At 66.3% G+C, this 14305-nt stretch carries 20 protein-coding genes and 1 tRNA gene; 3 read left to right on the top strand and 18 right to left on the bottom strand.

All coding sequences use genetic code 11. From position 1 onward, the window contains the following. The first annotated feature begins 2 nt into the window (after window positions 1–2). Entirely contained in the window at window positions 3–485 is a 483-nt protein-coding gene (locus CJZ78_RS06420; RefSeq protein ID WP_143592862.1) for a HEAT repeat domain-containing protein, read from the top strand. Here the strand turns inward: CJZ78_RS06420 and CJZ78_RS06415 are convergent. Both CJZ78_RS06415 and CJZ78_RS06410 read right to left on the bottom strand, forming a co-directional pair. Next, a complete protein-coding gene (locus CJZ78_RS06415; protein WP_094560075.1) occupies window positions 434–1435 on the bottom strand; it encodes a glycosyltransferase family 2 protein in 1002 nt (333 codons plus the stop codon). The two genes, CJZ78_RS06420 and CJZ78_RS06415, sit on opposite strands and share 52 nt — an antisense overlap. 24 nt (window positions 1436–1459) lie before the next feature. Further along, window positions 1460–2200, bottom strand: a complete 741-nt coding sequence (locus CJZ78_RS06410) for a C40 family peptidase (protein WP_094560074.1) — start codon at window positions 2198–2200, stop codon at window positions 1460–1462. Between the two features lie 65 nt (window positions 2201–2265). Between CJZ78_RS06410 and CJZ78_RS06405 the strand changes: the two genes are divergently transcribed. Continuing rightward, entirely contained in the window at window positions 2266–3213 is a 948-nt protein-coding gene (locus CJZ78_RS06405) for a serine hydrolase (protein WP_094560114.1), read from the top strand. Window positions 3214–3299: 86 nt separating this feature from the next. Here the strand turns inward: CJZ78_RS06405 and CJZ78_RS06400 are convergent, their stop codons facing one another. The 3 genes from CJZ78_RS06400 to alr all read right to left on the bottom strand — a co-directional run bounded on the left by CJZ78_RS06400 (window position 3300) and on the right by alr (window position 5301). Next, a complete protein-coding gene (locus tag CJZ78_RS06400; protein WP_094560073.1) occupies window positions 3300–3608 on the bottom strand; it encodes a hypothetical protein in 309 nt (102 codons plus the stop codon). A gap of 368 nt (window positions 3609–3976) precedes the next feature. Further along, a tRNA-Ser gene (locus tag CJZ78_RS06395) sits at window positions 3977–4065 on the bottom strand. Between the two features lie 18 nt (window positions 4066–4083). Then, on the bottom strand, window positions 4084–5301 hold the full coding sequence (alr, locus tag CJZ78_RS06390; RefSeq protein WP_094560072.1) for an alanine racemase: 1218 nt from the start codon (window positions 5299–5301) through the stop codon (window positions 4084–4086). A 50-nt stretch (window positions 5302–5351) separates the two neighbouring features. On the opposite strand from alr, the gene CJZ78_RS06385 reads away from it, so the two are divergent. After that, window positions 5352–5852: an HNH endonuclease gene (locus CJZ78_RS06385; protein WP_094560071.1), complete on the top strand. Its 501-nt coding sequence runs from the start codon at window positions 5352–5354 to the stop codon at window positions 5850–5852. A 6-nt stretch (window positions 5853–5858) separates the two neighbouring features. Here CJZ78_RS06385 and prfA read toward each other — a convergent pair whose 3' ends face one another. The 13 genes from prfA to rplO form a co-directional block, all read right to left on the bottom strand. Beyond that, window positions 5859–6956, bottom strand: a complete 1098-nt coding sequence (prfA, locus tag CJZ78_RS06380; protein ID WP_094560070.1) for a peptide chain release factor 1 — start codon at window positions 6954–6956, stop codon at window positions 5859–5861. A gap of 108 nt (window positions 6957–7064) precedes the next feature. Then, entirely contained in the window at window positions 7065–7391 is a 327-nt protein-coding gene (rpmE, locus tag CJZ78_RS06375; protein WP_094560069.1) for a 50S ribosomal protein L31, read from the bottom strand. Between the two features lie 32 nt (window positions 7392–7423). Beyond that, window positions 7424–7825, bottom strand: a complete 402-nt coding sequence (gene rpsI, locus CJZ78_RS06370; protein WP_094560068.1) for a 30S ribosomal protein S9 — start codon at window positions 7823–7825, stop codon at window positions 7424–7426. After that, window positions 7822–8274, bottom strand: coding sequence for a 50S ribosomal protein L13 (gene rplM, locus CJZ78_RS06365; RefSeq protein WP_094560067.1), 453 nt, complete (start codon window positions 8272–8274; stop codon window positions 7822–7824). Before rplM ends, rpsI begins: the two co-directional genes overlap by 4 nt. An 85-nt stretch (window positions 8275–8359) precedes the next feature. Continuing rightward, the gene (gene truA, locus CJZ78_RS06360; protein WP_233128548.1) at window positions 8360–9271 is read right to left on the bottom strand and encodes a tRNA pseudouridine(38-40) synthase TruA; all 912 of its coding nucleotides are present in this window, start codon (window positions 9269–9271) and stop codon (window positions 8360–8362) included. Continuing rightward, complete coding sequence (rplQ, locus tag CJZ78_RS06355; protein ID WP_094560065.1) at window positions 9268–9618, bottom strand: 50S ribosomal protein L17; 351 nt, start codon at window positions 9616–9618, stop codon at window positions 9268–9270. Before rplQ ends, truA begins: the two co-directional genes overlap by 4 nt. Window positions 9619–9664: 46 nt before the next feature. Continuing rightward, window positions 9665–10603, bottom strand: coding sequence for a DNA-directed RNA polymerase subunit alpha (locus tag CJZ78_RS06350; RefSeq protein ID WP_094560064.1), 939 nt, complete (start codon window positions 10601–10603; stop codon window positions 9665–9667). 56 nt (window positions 10604–10659) lie between these two features. After that, on the bottom strand, window positions 10660–11052 hold the full coding sequence (rpsK, locus tag CJZ78_RS06345; protein ID WP_010311626.1) for a 30S ribosomal protein S11: 393 nt from the start codon (window positions 11050–11052) through the stop codon (window positions 10660–10662). Window positions 11053–11190: 138 nt separating this feature from the next. Next, entirely contained in the window at window positions 11191–11556 is a 366-nt protein-coding gene (rpsM, locus tag CJZ78_RS06340; protein ID WP_094560063.1) for a 30S ribosomal protein S13, read from the bottom strand. Window positions 11557–11650: 94 nt separating this feature from the next. Next, window positions 11651–11764, bottom strand: a complete 114-nt coding sequence (gene rpmJ, locus CJZ78_RS06335) for a 50S ribosomal protein L36 (RefSeq protein ID WP_006173336.1) — start codon at window positions 11762–11764, stop codon at window positions 11651–11653. A 65-nt stretch (window positions 11765–11829) separates the two neighbouring features. After that, window positions 11830–12390, bottom strand: a complete 561-nt coding sequence (locus CJZ78_RS06330) for an adenylate kinase (RefSeq protein ID WP_094560062.1) — start codon at window positions 12388–12390, stop codon at window positions 11830–11832. A 43-nt stretch (window positions 12391–12433) separates the two neighbouring features. Then, complete coding sequence (gene secY / locus CJZ78_RS06325) at window positions 12434–13753, bottom strand: preprotein translocase subunit SecY (RefSeq protein WP_094560061.1); 1320 nt, start codon at window positions 13751–13753, stop codon at window positions 12434–12436. Window positions 13754–13855: 102 nt separating this feature from the next. After that, window positions 13856–14305 carry a 50S ribosomal protein L15 gene (gene rplO / locus CJZ78_RS06320; RefSeq protein ID WP_094560060.1) on the bottom strand — a complete coding sequence of 150 codons (450 nt, stop codon included), beginning with the start codon at window positions 14303–14305 and terminating at the stop codon, window positions 13856–13858.

Below are 14305 nucleotides of genomic sequence, written 5' to 3'. Positions count from 1 at the left end.
CCATGCCCCCGTCTTTGCTGACCGCCGTTGCGGCCATCGTGGCTGCCTCGTTCTGGTTGTTGGCCCGTCGTCGCCCGACCCTGGGGCTTGCCCTCGATTCGCAGGCCGTGGCGGCTTTGAACCGGGCCCAGATTGCTTTGGTGGCAGGTGGCGCCGAGCCTGCCGCGTTGACAGAGGCTGATGGGCTGGCTGCACGATCCCGGCCGCTGCCCATGACGGCCCGCGAGAGAGCGCTCTTCCTGAGGGCTCTCAGCCTTCAGTTGGGAGGGCCTGCACGCGAGCGCCTGGCTGCCATCGAAGCGGCGGGCGTTTGGGGTCAGCGCGCCAGCCTGCCCCTGTTGGCCCGTGGCCTACGCGACGTCGATCCAGCCGTGGTCCAGGCAGCGGCCCGCGCCATGGAGCGCTTCCGTGGCCGTACCTGTGGATCCGGCCTTCAGCCACCGCTGCAGTTGCCGTTGCCCCGCAATGTGGCCCGCACCCGGTAGATCGGCCGGCCCTGGCTTTCGTGGTAGGTGCGCATCTGGAGCTCGGCCAGCAGGCCAAAGCAGAACAGTTGCACACCCGTCAGAAAACTGAGCAGAGCCATCAGCAGTAGGGGGCGATCGCCGATGTCGTTGCCCAACAGGAGCTTTTCGCCCACGAGCCAGAGGCCGATCAGCAGGCCCACCCCCATGGCAGCGAGCCCGCCGAAGCCGAACACGTGCATCGGTCGGGTCAGAAATCGCTTCATGAACCACACCGTCAGCAGGTCCATCAGCACCCGGAAGGTGCGGTCAAGCCCGTATTTGCTCTCGCCAAAGCGCCGGGGGTGGTGGTTCACCTTCACTTCGCTGATCCGCGCTCCTTCGATGAAGGCCAGGGCCGGCAGGAAGCGGTGCAGCTCGCCGTAGAGGTTGAGGTCGCTCACCACTTCGCGCCGGTAGGCCTTAAGCGAGCAGCCGTAGTCGTGCAGCCGCACTCCGGTCACCTGGGCGATCAGGCGGTTGGCGATTCGGCTGGGCAGCAGGCGTTGCATGGCCGCATCCTGGCGCTGGTGGCGCCAGCCACTCACCAGGTCGTAGCCCCGGTTGAGCTCGCTGAGCAGCAAGGGGATATCGGCGGGGTCGTTTTGGAGGTCGCCATCGAGGGTGACGAGCACAGCCCCGCGACTGGCATCGAATCCGGCGGCGATGGCGGCGGTTTGGCCGTAGTTGCGGCGCAACAGCACGGCCACCAGCTCGGGCGCCGTGGCGGTCAGCCGGCTCAGCACGCCGGCGGTGTCGTCGCGTGAGCCGTCGTCCACCAGCACCAACTCAAAGGCCAGCCCCAGGGGCCGCACCGCGGCCAGCAGTTGCTCGACCAGTTGGGGCAGGCTCTCCTCCTCGTTGTAGAGGGGCACCACCACGGAGAGATCCAGACGTTCCGGAATGGGTTGATCCGGCGCCAACTGGTTCATCGTTCTCCTGTTCTTGCGGCGAACCTAGGCGGGCAGGGGGCTGCCGTCATGGCTGTGCATGACACGGCCGGCGCTGCGCAGTTCCAGCCGGTAATGACGCGCCACCGGGTGGGGGTTGTGCGGCGCGAGGTCGTCGAGCCCGATGCCATTGCGGCCATGGGCAATGCCGGAGCTGTGCAGGTAGCGCCCCCCACCCAGGTGCAGGCCCACATGGGTGCAGCGTTGGGGCGTGCCGAAGAAAATCAGGTCGCCGGGGGCCAGCAGCTGGGTTTGGCCGGGTTGCACCGCTACCGGCTGGCAGAAGCGCTCCTGCAGGTAGGCGTCCCGCGGGATCCAGATGCCGGCGCTGGCAAAGGCCCGCTGCACCAGGCCGGAGCAGTCGTAATCAGGGCCCAGGCTGCCGCCCCACAGGTAGGTGTTCGGCTGCTGCCGTGCGGCCTCCGCAAACCCCAGCACCAGCGGCAGCCGCCGGGCAATGGCGCTGCGCGCGAGCCGTTCGGGCTGCGGGCGGCCGCTGGCCACCGCTGCTCCCAGAAGTGCCGTGGGCTCCAGCCAGCCCGGGTAACCATCCTCGAGCAAGCGCACCCGCAGGCGCCGATCCCCCCCCGGCTGTGGGCTGGTGAGGATTTGCAGGTGGCGGCCCACCCAGGCCTGGGTGGCGAGGCCCTTGCCCTGGGGCTGGCTGTGCAGATCCACGGCGGCGGTGAGGCGCCAGATCGTGCCGGCGAGGAGCCATTCAGGCGCCGTCGGGGCGCCTAGGGCCAAGGGGATTGGATGGACGCTGCCTAATCTCGCCACACTTGTATCTCGCCACAACGTGGCCGGTGGTGATGGCGTTCTACAGCCCCGATCCGGCCATGGGCCAGATCCTGGCCGACCTGGTTCGAGCCCTGGAGTTGGAGGGGAGGCCAGGGTTGGCCCAGCACCTTTCGATCACCTGGGTGCGTTACGACCAATCGCTGATCGCGCGCGCTGCCGATCTGGCCCAGGAGCAGTTCTGGGGTCTGCCGGTGCAGGGCGCCAGCTGGGCGGGCGATCGTCGGCGCTATCCCGCCAGTGTGGTGAAGCTGGTGTATCTGGTGGCTGCGGAAGCCTGGCGTCAGAGCGATCTGCTGATCGACACGCCTGAGCTGCGCCGCGCCCTCGCCGACATGATCCGCGATTCCAGCAATGACGCGACCGGCCTGGTGCTGGATCTGCTCACTGGCACCACCAGTGGTCCGGCGCTGCCGCCCCGGCGCATGGCCGCGTGGGTGGAGCAGCGCCAGTTGGTGAATCGCTGGCTGGCAGAGCTCGACTGGCCCGAGCTCCAGGGCTGCAATGCCTGCCAGAAAACCTGGGGAGACGGCCCCTACGGCCGCGAGCGGGAGTTTTATGGCGAACAGCTGGATAACCGCAATCGCCTCAGCACCGATGCGGTGGCTCGGCTGCTGCAGGCGGTGATCGCTTCGGCGCTGGTGTCCCCTCCCGCCTGTGCGCGCATGCGCGCACTCCTGGCCCGCAGCCTGGATCCGGCGCAACGGGCCGCGGATCCTGAAAACCAGGTGGATGGCTTCATTGGTGAAGGGCTGCCGCCATCGGCTCAGCTCTGGAGCAAAGCGGGCTGGATGAGCCAGGCGCGGCACGATGCGGCCTATGTGGAACCGCCAGCGCCACAGGACGGGGGCCGGGCGGCCCCATTTCTGTTGGTGATTTTCTCGGAGGGCGAGGCCTGCGCACGGGACACCCGCCTCTTGCCTGAAATTGCCGCTCGTTTGGCCGCGGCCAGCGCCATTTGAGTGGCTCACCTGGGAGAGGCCGAGGCTGCTGCTGGTCCTGCTGAAATCGCGCTCTTGATTCCGTTGGGTTGATCGGGCGTCGCGTCCTATGCCTTCGAGAGAAGGATGGCCTTGAGATCAGTGGCAATCTGCTCGCATCTCGTCCCCCGCTTGAGCATGGGTTCGGAGCTTCTGACCTCAATCTGGAACTCGTCTTTTGATCCGTTGGTGGCGGAGATGATGACAGTTACACGAGCATTGGCAGGGGTCCTGGTGCTTGCCTGCTCCCTGGCGTAGATCGAAACGCTGCTGGAGAATTCTGGGTCTATCTCCAGGCCCAATTGTTCAACAGCGCCGACGAAGTTTCTCAGAAGGTCCTGGTGCTTGGATACTGCTATCCACTGGAACAGCGCCACGACTGCTTAAGAGCTAAGCCACTTATAGCGCTTTCCCGTGAATAGGCATTTTTTCCCGCCCACGGCGGGCCTTGGTGCGTTGATTGAATAGTTTTGCGCAGTGGCTTTCCTCGCCGAGGTGAAGGCTATTTGGTGATTGCTGAGTTCGGGCGCCTCATGCGAGCGTCGCTTTCCCTCTCGCCACAATCCAGGCCCTGAGTTTCCTGAGGCGTACCTGATTCAGGTGTCGACGTAAGCCAGCATCTGCTGGTGTTCTGCCGCGTCTGAACAGTCCTGCTTGGCTGGCCTGCTTGCCGAGGCGTCGCCCTTGGGATCGCGAGGCTGGCCGGTTTCGGGAGGGGACGCACCCTCCTCAAACCAGTTTTCAACGGAGAGGGAGGGATTCGAACCCTCGACAGAAGTTGCCTCCTGTAACTCCTTAGCAGGGAGCCGCTTTCAACCACTCAGCCACCTCTCCAGCAGCTTGACGAGCCTATCAGTGAGCCCCGTCGATGGGGCCCTCCCAGGCGGCCTGGGCCGCGGTGAGGCGTGGCAGACGGTGCTTGAAGCCGCACAGGATCTCCCAGGGGATGGTCTGGCAGCGGTCGCTCCAGTCGCTGGGGGTGATCTGGTCGTCGCCGTCCTGTCCCAGCAGGGTCACCACCGAGCCCACCTCCAGCGCCGGGCAGTCGGTGGCATCCAGCACCAGTTGGTCCATGGTGATGGCCCCTACCTGGGGCAGGCGTTGGCCAGCAAACAGCACTTCAAGTTGGTTGGACAGCTGCCGGGGCACGCCATCGGCATAGCCGATGCCCACCACCGCCAGCCGGCTGGGCCGGCTGGTGCGGAAGCGGTGGCCGTAGCTCACCCCCACTCCGGATCCCACCTCCCGCACCAGGCTCACCCGGGCGTGCAGGGTCATGGCGGGCTCCAGCTGGGTGACACCGGCGAGGTGGGGCGCAGGGCTATGGCCGTAGAGGGACAGGCCGACGCGCACCAGGTCGTAGTGGAGCCCCGCACTGCGCAGGGTGCCAGCGGAATTGGCCAGGTGGCGGCTGCCGCTCTCCAGGCCCTGGTTGCGCAGGGCCTGGAGCACTGTGTTGAAGCGCTGCTGCTGCTGGGCCGTGAGGCCATCGTCGTCGCCCGGTGCCGCATCGGCGCTGGCGAGGTGGGAGTAAACCCCTGCCAGCTGCACCGCCTCCAGCTCGGCGATCGCCGCCGCCAGCCTGGGCCCCTCCTGCCAATCGACCCCCAGGCGCGCCATGCCGGTGTCGAGCTTGAGCTGCAAGGCCATGGCTTGGCCCTGATCGCTGGCGAGGTTTTGACAGAGCAGGGCCTCGCGCATGCCGCTGATGGTGGGCATCAGCTGCCAATGCAGACAGCTGCGCAGCTCCTCCGCCTGGGTGAGGCTGCCCATCACCAGGATCGGTGCCTCGATTCCGGCCCGGCGCAGTTCGATACCTTCGGCCAGGGTGGCCACGCCACATTGGCTGGCTCCGCCGGCCAGGGCGGCCCGGGCCACTGGGATGGAGCCATGGCCATAGCCATCGGCCTTCACCACCGCCATCAGGCTGGTGTTGGCGCCGATGCAGCGCTTGAGGCTGCGGGCGTTGGCGCTGATCGCTTCGGTGTCCACCTCCACCCAGGCCCGCTGGCGGGCCAGCCCGGCCTCAGGGGCCGCGGTGCTCCAGCTGGCCCTGGTGGCCTGGGTCACGGATGAAACGGAAGATTGCGCCTAGCATGCCGCCCATCACGGGTGCTGGCATGGGCCACGTTCTCGTTCTGAATGCGTCCTACGAACCCCTCAACATCACCACCTGGCGTCGCGCCCTGGTGATGGTGCTCAAGGGCAAGGCGGAGGGGCTCGAGCATGATCCTGCTCGCTGGATTCGCGACGATACCTGGTTGCCCACGGTGATCCGGCTGCGTCAGTACGTGCGGGTGCCGTACAAGCAACTGCCGCTCACCCGCCGCAACCTCTTCCACCGCGATGGCCATCGCTGCCAATACTGCGGCATCAGCGCCGAGCAGCTCTCGGTGGATCATGTGGTGCCCCGCAGCCGCGGTGGTCTCGACACCTGGGAGAACGTCACCACGGCCTGCCTGCCCTGCAACGTCCGCAAGGGCAACCGCACCCCCCGGGAAGCCGGCATGCCCCTGATCCGGCAGCCCCATCGTCCCTTGAGCAGCCTCACGTTTGAAGCGAGTCGTCAGATCTCGGCGGGCCGCCATGGGGAGTGGGCCAAGTATGTGATCGGCGCCTGAGCTGGCTCAGCGGGTCATCTGTTCGGCCAACTCCTCGAGCTGGCGGCTCTGATCGGCCGCGATGCAGGCCCCGATCAGGTCTTGCAGCTGGCCGTTGAGCACGGGTTCGAGCGAGAAGTTGCGGCCCAGGCGGTGGTCGGTGGTGCGGTTGTCTTTGACGTTGTAGGTGCGGATCTTCTCGCTGCGGTCGCCGCTGCCCACCTGGGCCAACCGGGCGGAGCGCTCCTGGGCATTGGCCTCGGCCAGTTGGCGCTCGTAGAGCTTGGCCCGCAGGATCTCCAGAGCCCGTTCGCGGTTCTGCAGCTGGGAGCGCTCCTGGGTGCAGAACACCCGGATGCCGGTGGGTTTGTGCAGCAGATCCACGGCCGTTTCCACCTTGTTGACGTTCTGGCCGCCGGCCCCCCCGGAGCGGGCGGTGCTGATCACGATCTCGGTGGGATCGATCTGCACCTCCACGGGATCGGCTTCGGGCATCACGGCCACGGTGGCGGTGGAGGTGTGCACCCGTCCCTGGGATTCCGTGGCGGGCACCCGTTGCACGCGGTGCACGCCGGCCTCAAATTTGAGCTGGCTGAACACCCCCTCGCCTTTGATGGCCAGGATCAGTTCCTTGTAGCCACCGAGTTCGGCTTCCGAGGCGCTCACTGGCTCCACGCGCCAACCCACGCTCTGGGCGTAGCGCTCGTACATGCGGGCCAGATCGCCCGCCCAGATGGCCGCTTCATCGCCGCCGGCCCCGGCACGGATTTCCAGCATCACGCTGCGCTCGTCGCGGGGATCGCGGGGCAACAGGGCGAGGGTGAGCTTGTCGCGGAGACCGGCGATGGCCTCGCCCAGGCTGGCGAGCTCTTCAGTGGCGAGCTCTTCCATGGCGGCATCGCCGCGGTGCTGCTTCAGCAGGGCGCGGGCTTCGCGCTCTTCCAGCTCGAGCTTCTGGAGCTGCTGGTGATCCTGCACCAGGGGTTCCAGTCGCGCGCGCTCGCGGGCGATCGCCTGGAGCTGGCTGGGGTTGGCCGCTACGGCGGGATCAGCCAGCTGCCGCTCGAGTGTCTCGAAGGTGCGGCGGGCCGTGTCTAGGCGCTCATGCAGCAGGGAGAGATCCATCGGCGGTGCGGAACGGGTCCGGTAGGGCTCCAGACAACAAAAAACCGGATGCCCGAAAGCACCCGGCCGGGGGATTGGGATTCAAGCGAACGCAGGCCTGACTTGGGTTCAGGCTTCGGCGCCCATTGCAGTGGCTTCGGCAGCAGGAGCTTCGGCAGCAGGAGCGTCGGCTGCGGCTGCGCTCTTGGCTTCTTTTTTGGCACCGGAGCTCGAGCCTGCTGCATCGGCACCGCCCATTCCGTACTTGCGCATGAAGCGATCCACCCGCCCCTCGGTGTCGAGGATTTTCTGGGTGCCGGTATAGAAGGGGTGGTTGCCGCTCCACACGTCGACGTGGATCTCAGGCGAAGTGGAGCCGGTGGTCATCACCACCTCTCCGTTGCAAATCACCTTGGCATCGGGGTACCAGGTGGGATGGATGTCGGCCTTGGGCATGACGAAAAGGGGCTGATGGCGTGAACAGGAAATCAGCGCTTGGAGAACTGAGGCGCCTTACGGGCTTTCTTCAGGCCGTACTTACGACGCTCCTTGGCGCGGGGGTCACGGCTGAGGTGGCCTTCCGTCTTGAGCGGCTTGCGGTTGTCTGGCGAGAGGTCGCAGAGAGCGCGGGCAGCACCCTGCTTGATCGCATCGGCCTGGCCGGTCAGGCCACCGCCGCGCACGTTCACCAGCAGGTCGTATTCGGCTGCCAGACCGAGGGTCTGCAGGGGAGCTTTGACGGCTGCCAGGTAGACGGGGTTGTAGTTGAGGTAGTTGTCGCCAGGGCGACCATTGATGGTGACAGTGCCGTTGCCGGGCACCACACGCACGCGGGCGACGGCGGTCTTGCGACGACCCGTACCCCAGTAGACGACTTTGTTGGTGCTCATTGGGCGGCAGTGGCGGGATCGAGGGCGAGAACCTGGGGTTGCTGGGCAGCGTGGGGATGCTCGGTGCCCTTGTAAACCTTCAGCTTGCGGAACAGCTGACGCCCCAAGGCGTTGTGAGGAAGCATGCCCTTGATGGCCTTCTCCACGATCCGCTCAGGAATGCGGGCCTGCAGATGGGCGAAGGTCTCGGTTTTCATACCGCCTGGGCGACCGGAGTGGCGGCGGTAGATCTTCTGGGTCGGCTTGTTGCCGCTCACCTTCACCTTGTCGGCGTTGATGACGATCACAAAGTCGCCGGTGTCGAGGTGGGGGGTGTAGCAGGGCTTGTTCTTGCCGCGCAGCACCTGGGCCACTTCGCTCGCCAGGCGACCGAGGGTCTGATTCTCAGCGTCCACCAGATACCACTGGCGGTCGAGGGAATCAATGGAGGGCAGGGGGGTCTTGTTCATTTCGCCTGATCAGGCACCGGCAGGCCGGAAGTTGGGGCAGGACAGCTGGTCGTAGAACACAACCCAGCGCCCGGATTCAGTGACCTTACCGCTTGGCCTGCGCTCCCCCGGACGGCGGCGGCGCTGGATGTGCGGACTGGACGGCTGAAGCAGGCTGGAGATCCGGTGAATCGGATGTCTCGAGCTGAAACCGCGGTTGGCAATCATACCAGGCGGCTCTGGGGAAGACCTCAGTGGGATAGCCCACCCGCAGCAGGCACAGGCCCTGGGGGGGCGCCGCCTCTTTCACCTCGGCCCGCCGGCACTCGCGCCAGCGGTGTTCGAAGGCCTCGCCGCTGAGCCGGCCTTCCCCAATGGCCACGAGCTGGCCCATCACCAGGCGCACCATGCCGTAGAGGAAACCGCTGGCTTGTAGCTCCACGGTGATGAGGTCGCCCTGGCGCTCCAGGCGCACCTCCTGGAGGGTGGTGCGGCCGTGGGCGCGGCGGCTGCCGGCCCGTTGGAAGGCCGAGAAATCGTGTTCACCCAGCATGGCCTCAAGGGCTTGGGCCATGGCCTGGTCGTCGAGCCGCTGCTGGTAGCGATGCCAGCTCCAGGGAGCCAGAAACAGATTGGGGGTGCGGGCGTTGTGGATCGTGTAGCGGTAGCGCCGGTAGCTGGCACTGAAGCAGGCGTGCCAGGTGTCGGGCACCTCGGCGGCCGCCCGGATGCGAATCGAGCTGGGGAGCCGCCCGTTCAGCGCCTTGGCCCAGCGCTCCGGTGGGATCGGCCCGGCGGCGTCGAAGTGCGCCACCTGGGCGGCTGCGTGCACGCCGGTGTCGGTGCGGCCCGCCGCCATGGTGCGACCAGGCCCCAGCGGATCCAGTGCGGCGATCGCCGCCTCGATGGTTTCCTGCACGCTGGGGGCGTTGCGCTGCCGCTGCCAGCCGCAGAACGCCGCGCCGTCGTATTGCAGGCAGAGGGCGATGCGGCGCAGGGACGGTCCGGAGCGGGTCAGACCAGCTCGATGATGGCCATCTCGGCGTTGTCGCCGCGGCGGGGCACGGTGCGGATGATGCGGGTGTAGCCGCCTTGACGCTCGCCGTAGCGCTCCTGGGCCTTGTCAAACAGGGCGTGCACCAGCTGCTTGTCGTAGATGTAGCCAATGGCGCGGCGGCGGGCCGCAAGGCTGCCGTCCTTGGCCAGGCTGATCATGCGCTCGGCCTCGTCGCGAAGGGCCTTGGCGCGGGCTTTGGTCGTGGTCACCCGACCTTCGCGGATTAGCTGGGTGGTGAGTCCACGCAGCATCGCTTTGCGTTGGTCGGCGGGGCGTCCCAACATGGGGACTCGGCACTGGTGTCGCATGGGACTGGGGCTGGTGAGGTGGCGTGTCGGAAAACGGGGCCGCCGATCAGGCGCTGGTGCGGCTCTGGGGCAGGGTGATGCCGATGCGCTCCAGCGCTTCGATCACCTCATCGGCTGACTTGGAGCCGAAGTTTTTGATCTCCAGGAGATCTTCGTAGCTGAAGCCCATCAGATCAGACACGGAGTTGACCTGGGCGCGCTTCAGACAGTTGTAAGCCCGCACGGAGAGGTTGAGCTCTTCAAGCGGAATCTGGGCCTCGGCGGAGGGTTCCGGCTCCAGGCCGGGCTCTTCCACCATGGTGAGGCTGGCCAGGGGCTGGAACAGCGCGATCAGCTGGTTGGCCGCCTGCGCCATGGCGTCGTCGGGGGTGACGCTGCCGTTGGTTTCGATCTCCAGGCGCAGCCGCTCCCGGGCGGAGCCGCCTTCGCCAACAGCGGTTTCATCCACCGTGTAGTTGACCCGGCGCACGGGCTTGAACACCGCATCGATCTGAAGCAGGTCGATGGCGCTGGTGTCTTCGCTGTGGCGATCGACGGGGCGGTAGCCGACGCCGCGCTCCACATGCACTTCCATCTCGAGGCTGTGGCCCTCGGCCACGGTGGCAATCAGGCGATCACCGTCGATCACCTGCACCTGTGAGGAGAACTGCAGGTCGGCGGCAGTCACGGTGGCAGGGCCATTCACAACCAGTCGGCCGATTTCCAGCTCGCGGTTGCGGCTGTTCACCGAGATCTGCTTGCAGTTCAGCAGGATGTCGAGCACGTCTTCGCGCACGCCAGGAACGGTGGCGTACTCGTGGTTGACGCCGGAGATGCGCACGGCGGTGATGGCACTGCCTTCAAGGCTGCCGATCAGGACGCGCCTGAGGGCGTTGCCGAGGGTGGTGGCCTGGCCGCGATCGAGCGGGCCGATCAGGAAGGTGCCGGTCTGGGACCGGTCTTCGGCGACCTGATGCTCGATCCGATCAATTTGGTAATGCAGCACGTTCTGAAGGGTCGAAAGGTTGGAAGAAGCCTCGGGGGCAAGCACGAGACGACGAATCAGACACGACGGCGCTTGGAGCGGCGGCAGCCGTTGTGGGGAAGGGGAGTCACGTCGCGGATCAGGGTGATCTCCAGGCCCGCAACCTGCAGGGCGCGAATGGCGGTTTCACGGCCGGAGCCGGGGCCCCGCACCAGCACTTCGATCTGGCGCATCCCCTGTTCAAGGGCGCGTCGAGCGGCGGCCTCGGCGGCGGTTTGGGCAGCAAAGGGGGTGCCTTTGCGGGCGCCCTTGAAGCCGCTGGCTCCGGCCGAGCTCCAGGAGATCACTTCGCCGGCCGTGTCGGTGATGGACACAATCGTGTTGTTGAAGGTGCTCTGGATGTGCGCCACACCATTGGGGACGTTGCGCTTCGTCTTCTTGGCGCCGGATTTCTTGGCTGGTTTTGCCATGGCGGAAAGGCCTGCTGGTGCAGGAGGTGATCAAAGAACGTGAAGGGGGTCGCTCTGGTGACGCCGGACGCAGGAGGTCTGGGCTGCTGGAGCAAGAGGCGGCAGGGCGAGGGGGGCATTGAGGAAGGGGGAGGCGCCTTACTTCTTCTTGCCGGCCACGGTTTTGCGGGCACCGCGGCGGGTGCGGGCATTGGTGCGGGTGCGCTGGCCCCGGACGGGCAGGCCCATGCGGTGACGACGGCCCCGCAGGCAACCGATGTCTTGGAGGCGCTTGAGGGCCATGCCCTCCTGCCGACGCAGGTCGCCTTCGAGGGTGAAGCTTTCAGCGGCCCCGCGCAGTTTCTGAACGTCGGCGTCGCTGAGGTCCTTCACCCGGGTGTCCGGGTTGACCCCGGTTTTCGCCAGGATCTTCTGGGCACGGGTGAGACCAATGCCATACACATACGTGAGGGAGATCTCAACGCGCTTTTCGCGAGGGATATCAACGCCGGCAATCCGAGCCACGTGGGAAATCGATGAGGGGGCAAGACGCGCCGCCAAAGCGGAGCGGGATAAACATGGATACAGCTGGCCCCCAGGCGGGGCTGGCTAAGGCTGATCAGCCTTGGCGCTGCTTGTGCTTGGGATTGGTGCAGATCACCATCACCCGGCCGTGGCGACGGATCACCCGGCACTTGTCGCACATTTTCTTGACTGAGGCACGCACCTTCATGGGCGTTGTGCTCTCCGAATTTGCAAACCGACAACCTATCACACGGGTCAACCACTTCTTGGGCATCAGCCCAGCAACGCCGTGATCCGTTCGGCGATGGTCTCCACGGTGCCGTTGGCCTCCACGGCCTGAAGCAGGCCTTTGCTTTGGTAATAGCGAATCAGGGGTGCGGTCTGCTCGCGGTACACCTCGAGGCGATGGCGGATCACGGTCTCGTTGTCGTCGGCCCGGCCCCGGCCCAGCAGACGTTGGATCAGCACGGCGTCATCCAGCTCCATCAGCACCGCCAGCTCGATCGGTTGCTGCAGCTCGTCAAGCAGCACCCCCAGGGATTCCGCCTGGGCGAGGTTGCGCGGGAAGCCATCCAGCAGCCAGCCGCCGCCCCCGCTGGCCGCCTGGGCTTCCAGGCGACTGCGCACGATCGCCAGCACCAGCGCATCGCTCACCAGCTCCCCGCGGGCCATCACCGCCTCCGCTTCCTGACCCAGGGCGCTGCCGGCGGCCACTTCGGCCCGCAGCAGATCGCCAGTGGAGAGATGCAGAAGGTTGCGGTCGGCGGCCAGCTGCTCGGCCTGGGTGCCCTTGCCAGCTCCGGGGGGGCCGAGGAACAGGAGACGTTGCTTCATGGCGGGACTGAAAACAGAGGTCGGGGTGCCGAAGGGCGTGCGGTTACTGCCGCACCATGCCTTCGTAGCGCTGGGAGATCACGTAGGTCTGCACCTGTTTGGCGGTGTCGATCGCCACGCCCACCAGGATCAGCAGGGAGGTGGCCCCCAGGCCCTGGAAGGTGCGCACCTGGGTTGCCCCTTCCACGGCCGAGGGAATGATCGCCACGGCGCCGAGGAAGACACCACCCAGCAGGGTGAGGCGGTTTTGAACACCGCTGAGGTGGTTGGCCGTGGCTGAGCCGGGGCGCACGCCGGGGATGGCCACGCCGCTGCGCTTGAGATTGGTGGCGATGTCCACCGGATTGACTGTGAGCGAGGCGTAGAAGAAGCCGAAGCCGCAGATCAGGGCGAAGAACACCAGGGCGTAGAGCCAGGGCGTGCTGCTGTTGGGGTTGAGGTAGCCCGCCAGCTGGATCAGCCAGGGGCTGCGAGTGATGTTGGCGATGGTCAGCGGCAGGAACACCACCGCTGAAGCAAAGATGATCGGCATCACGCCGCCGGCGTTGAGCTTGAGCGGCAGATAGCTCTGGCGTGCCGAGAGCACCCCAGCGCCGCCCACCTGGCGCTTGGCACTGACGATCGGGATGCGGCGGTTGCCCTCCTGCACAAAGATGATCCCAACGATCGTGAGCAGGAACACCAGCACCAGCACGACGATGCCGCCCACGGTGCTGCGGTCGCCGCTTTGGGCCAGTTCGATGGTGGAGCCCAGGGCCTTGGGCAGGGTGGCCACGATGTTGACGAAGATCACCAGGGACGCGCCCTGGCCGATGCCCCGTTCGGTGATCACTTCGCTGATCCACATCACCACCATTGAGCCGGTCACGAGAGCCAGGGCCGTTTGGATGACAAACACGGGCTCCGAGAGCCCCTCGGTGGCGTACTGGCGCAGGATCAGGGCAAATACCGTGCTCTGCAGGATTCCCCAGCCCAGGGCCACGTAGCGGGTGATCTGGGCAATCTTGCGGCGACCGGCCTCCCCTTCGTTCTTTTGGAGGTCCTCCAGCTGGGGCAGGGCTGCGGTGAGCAGCTGGATGATGATCGACGCGTTGATGAAGGGCAGGATCCCCAGGGCAAACACACCCAGGGTGGAGAGGCCACCCCCGGTGAAGATGTCGAGGAAGCCGATCAGCTGGCCCCCCCGGGAGAGAAACTCCTGGAAGGCCACCCGGTCGATGCCTGGCATCGGGATGTAGATGCCCAGCCGCACCAGCAGCAACAGGCCGAGGGTGGTGAGCACCCGGTCGCGCAGGCCCTTTGATTGGATCAGTTGGCTGAGGATTTCCCCAGCACTGGGGTTGCGACCCCGGCTAACAAGCATGGCGGCGTGAGGTGGGCATGAAAAAAACCGTCCGCTGAATCCTGGGGGGTCCCGGGATCCAGCTGGACGGCTCAGACCTTAGGGCGGAGGCCCGCAAGGCGATCAGATGACTTCGCAGCTGCCACCGGCAGCTTCGATCTTGGTGCGGGCGCTGGCTGTGAACGCAGCAGCCTGCACGGTGAGCTTGACCTTGAGGTCGCCATTGCCGAGCACCTTGAGGGGGTGCTTGGGGCTGGTCACCAGGCCTTCTTTCACCAGGGAATCGAGGCTCACGGTGCTACCGGCCTTGCACTCGGCCAGCTTGGCCACATTGATGATCGTGAACTCCTTGGTGTTCACCAGCTCAAAGTGCTTGAGCTTGGGGATGCGGCGGTAGAGGGGCATTTGGCCACCCTCAAAGCCAGGACGGGTCGGACGACCCGAGCGGGACTTCTGACCACGCATGCCGAAGCCGCAGCTCGCACCCTGACCGGCGGCGATGCCGCGGCCTTTGCGCAGTTTGCGGCGACGGGCGCCGGCGTTGGGTTTCAGGGATTGGAGATTGATGCTCAT

Source organism: Synechococcus sp. 8F6 (assembly GCF_002252665.1).
Lineage (GTDB): Bacteria > Cyanobacteriota > Cyanobacteriia > PCC-6307 > Cyanobiaceae > Cyanobium_A.
Note: the sequence above shows the minus strand (reverse complement) of the source record. Positions and strands in the feature narration are given on the sequence as shown.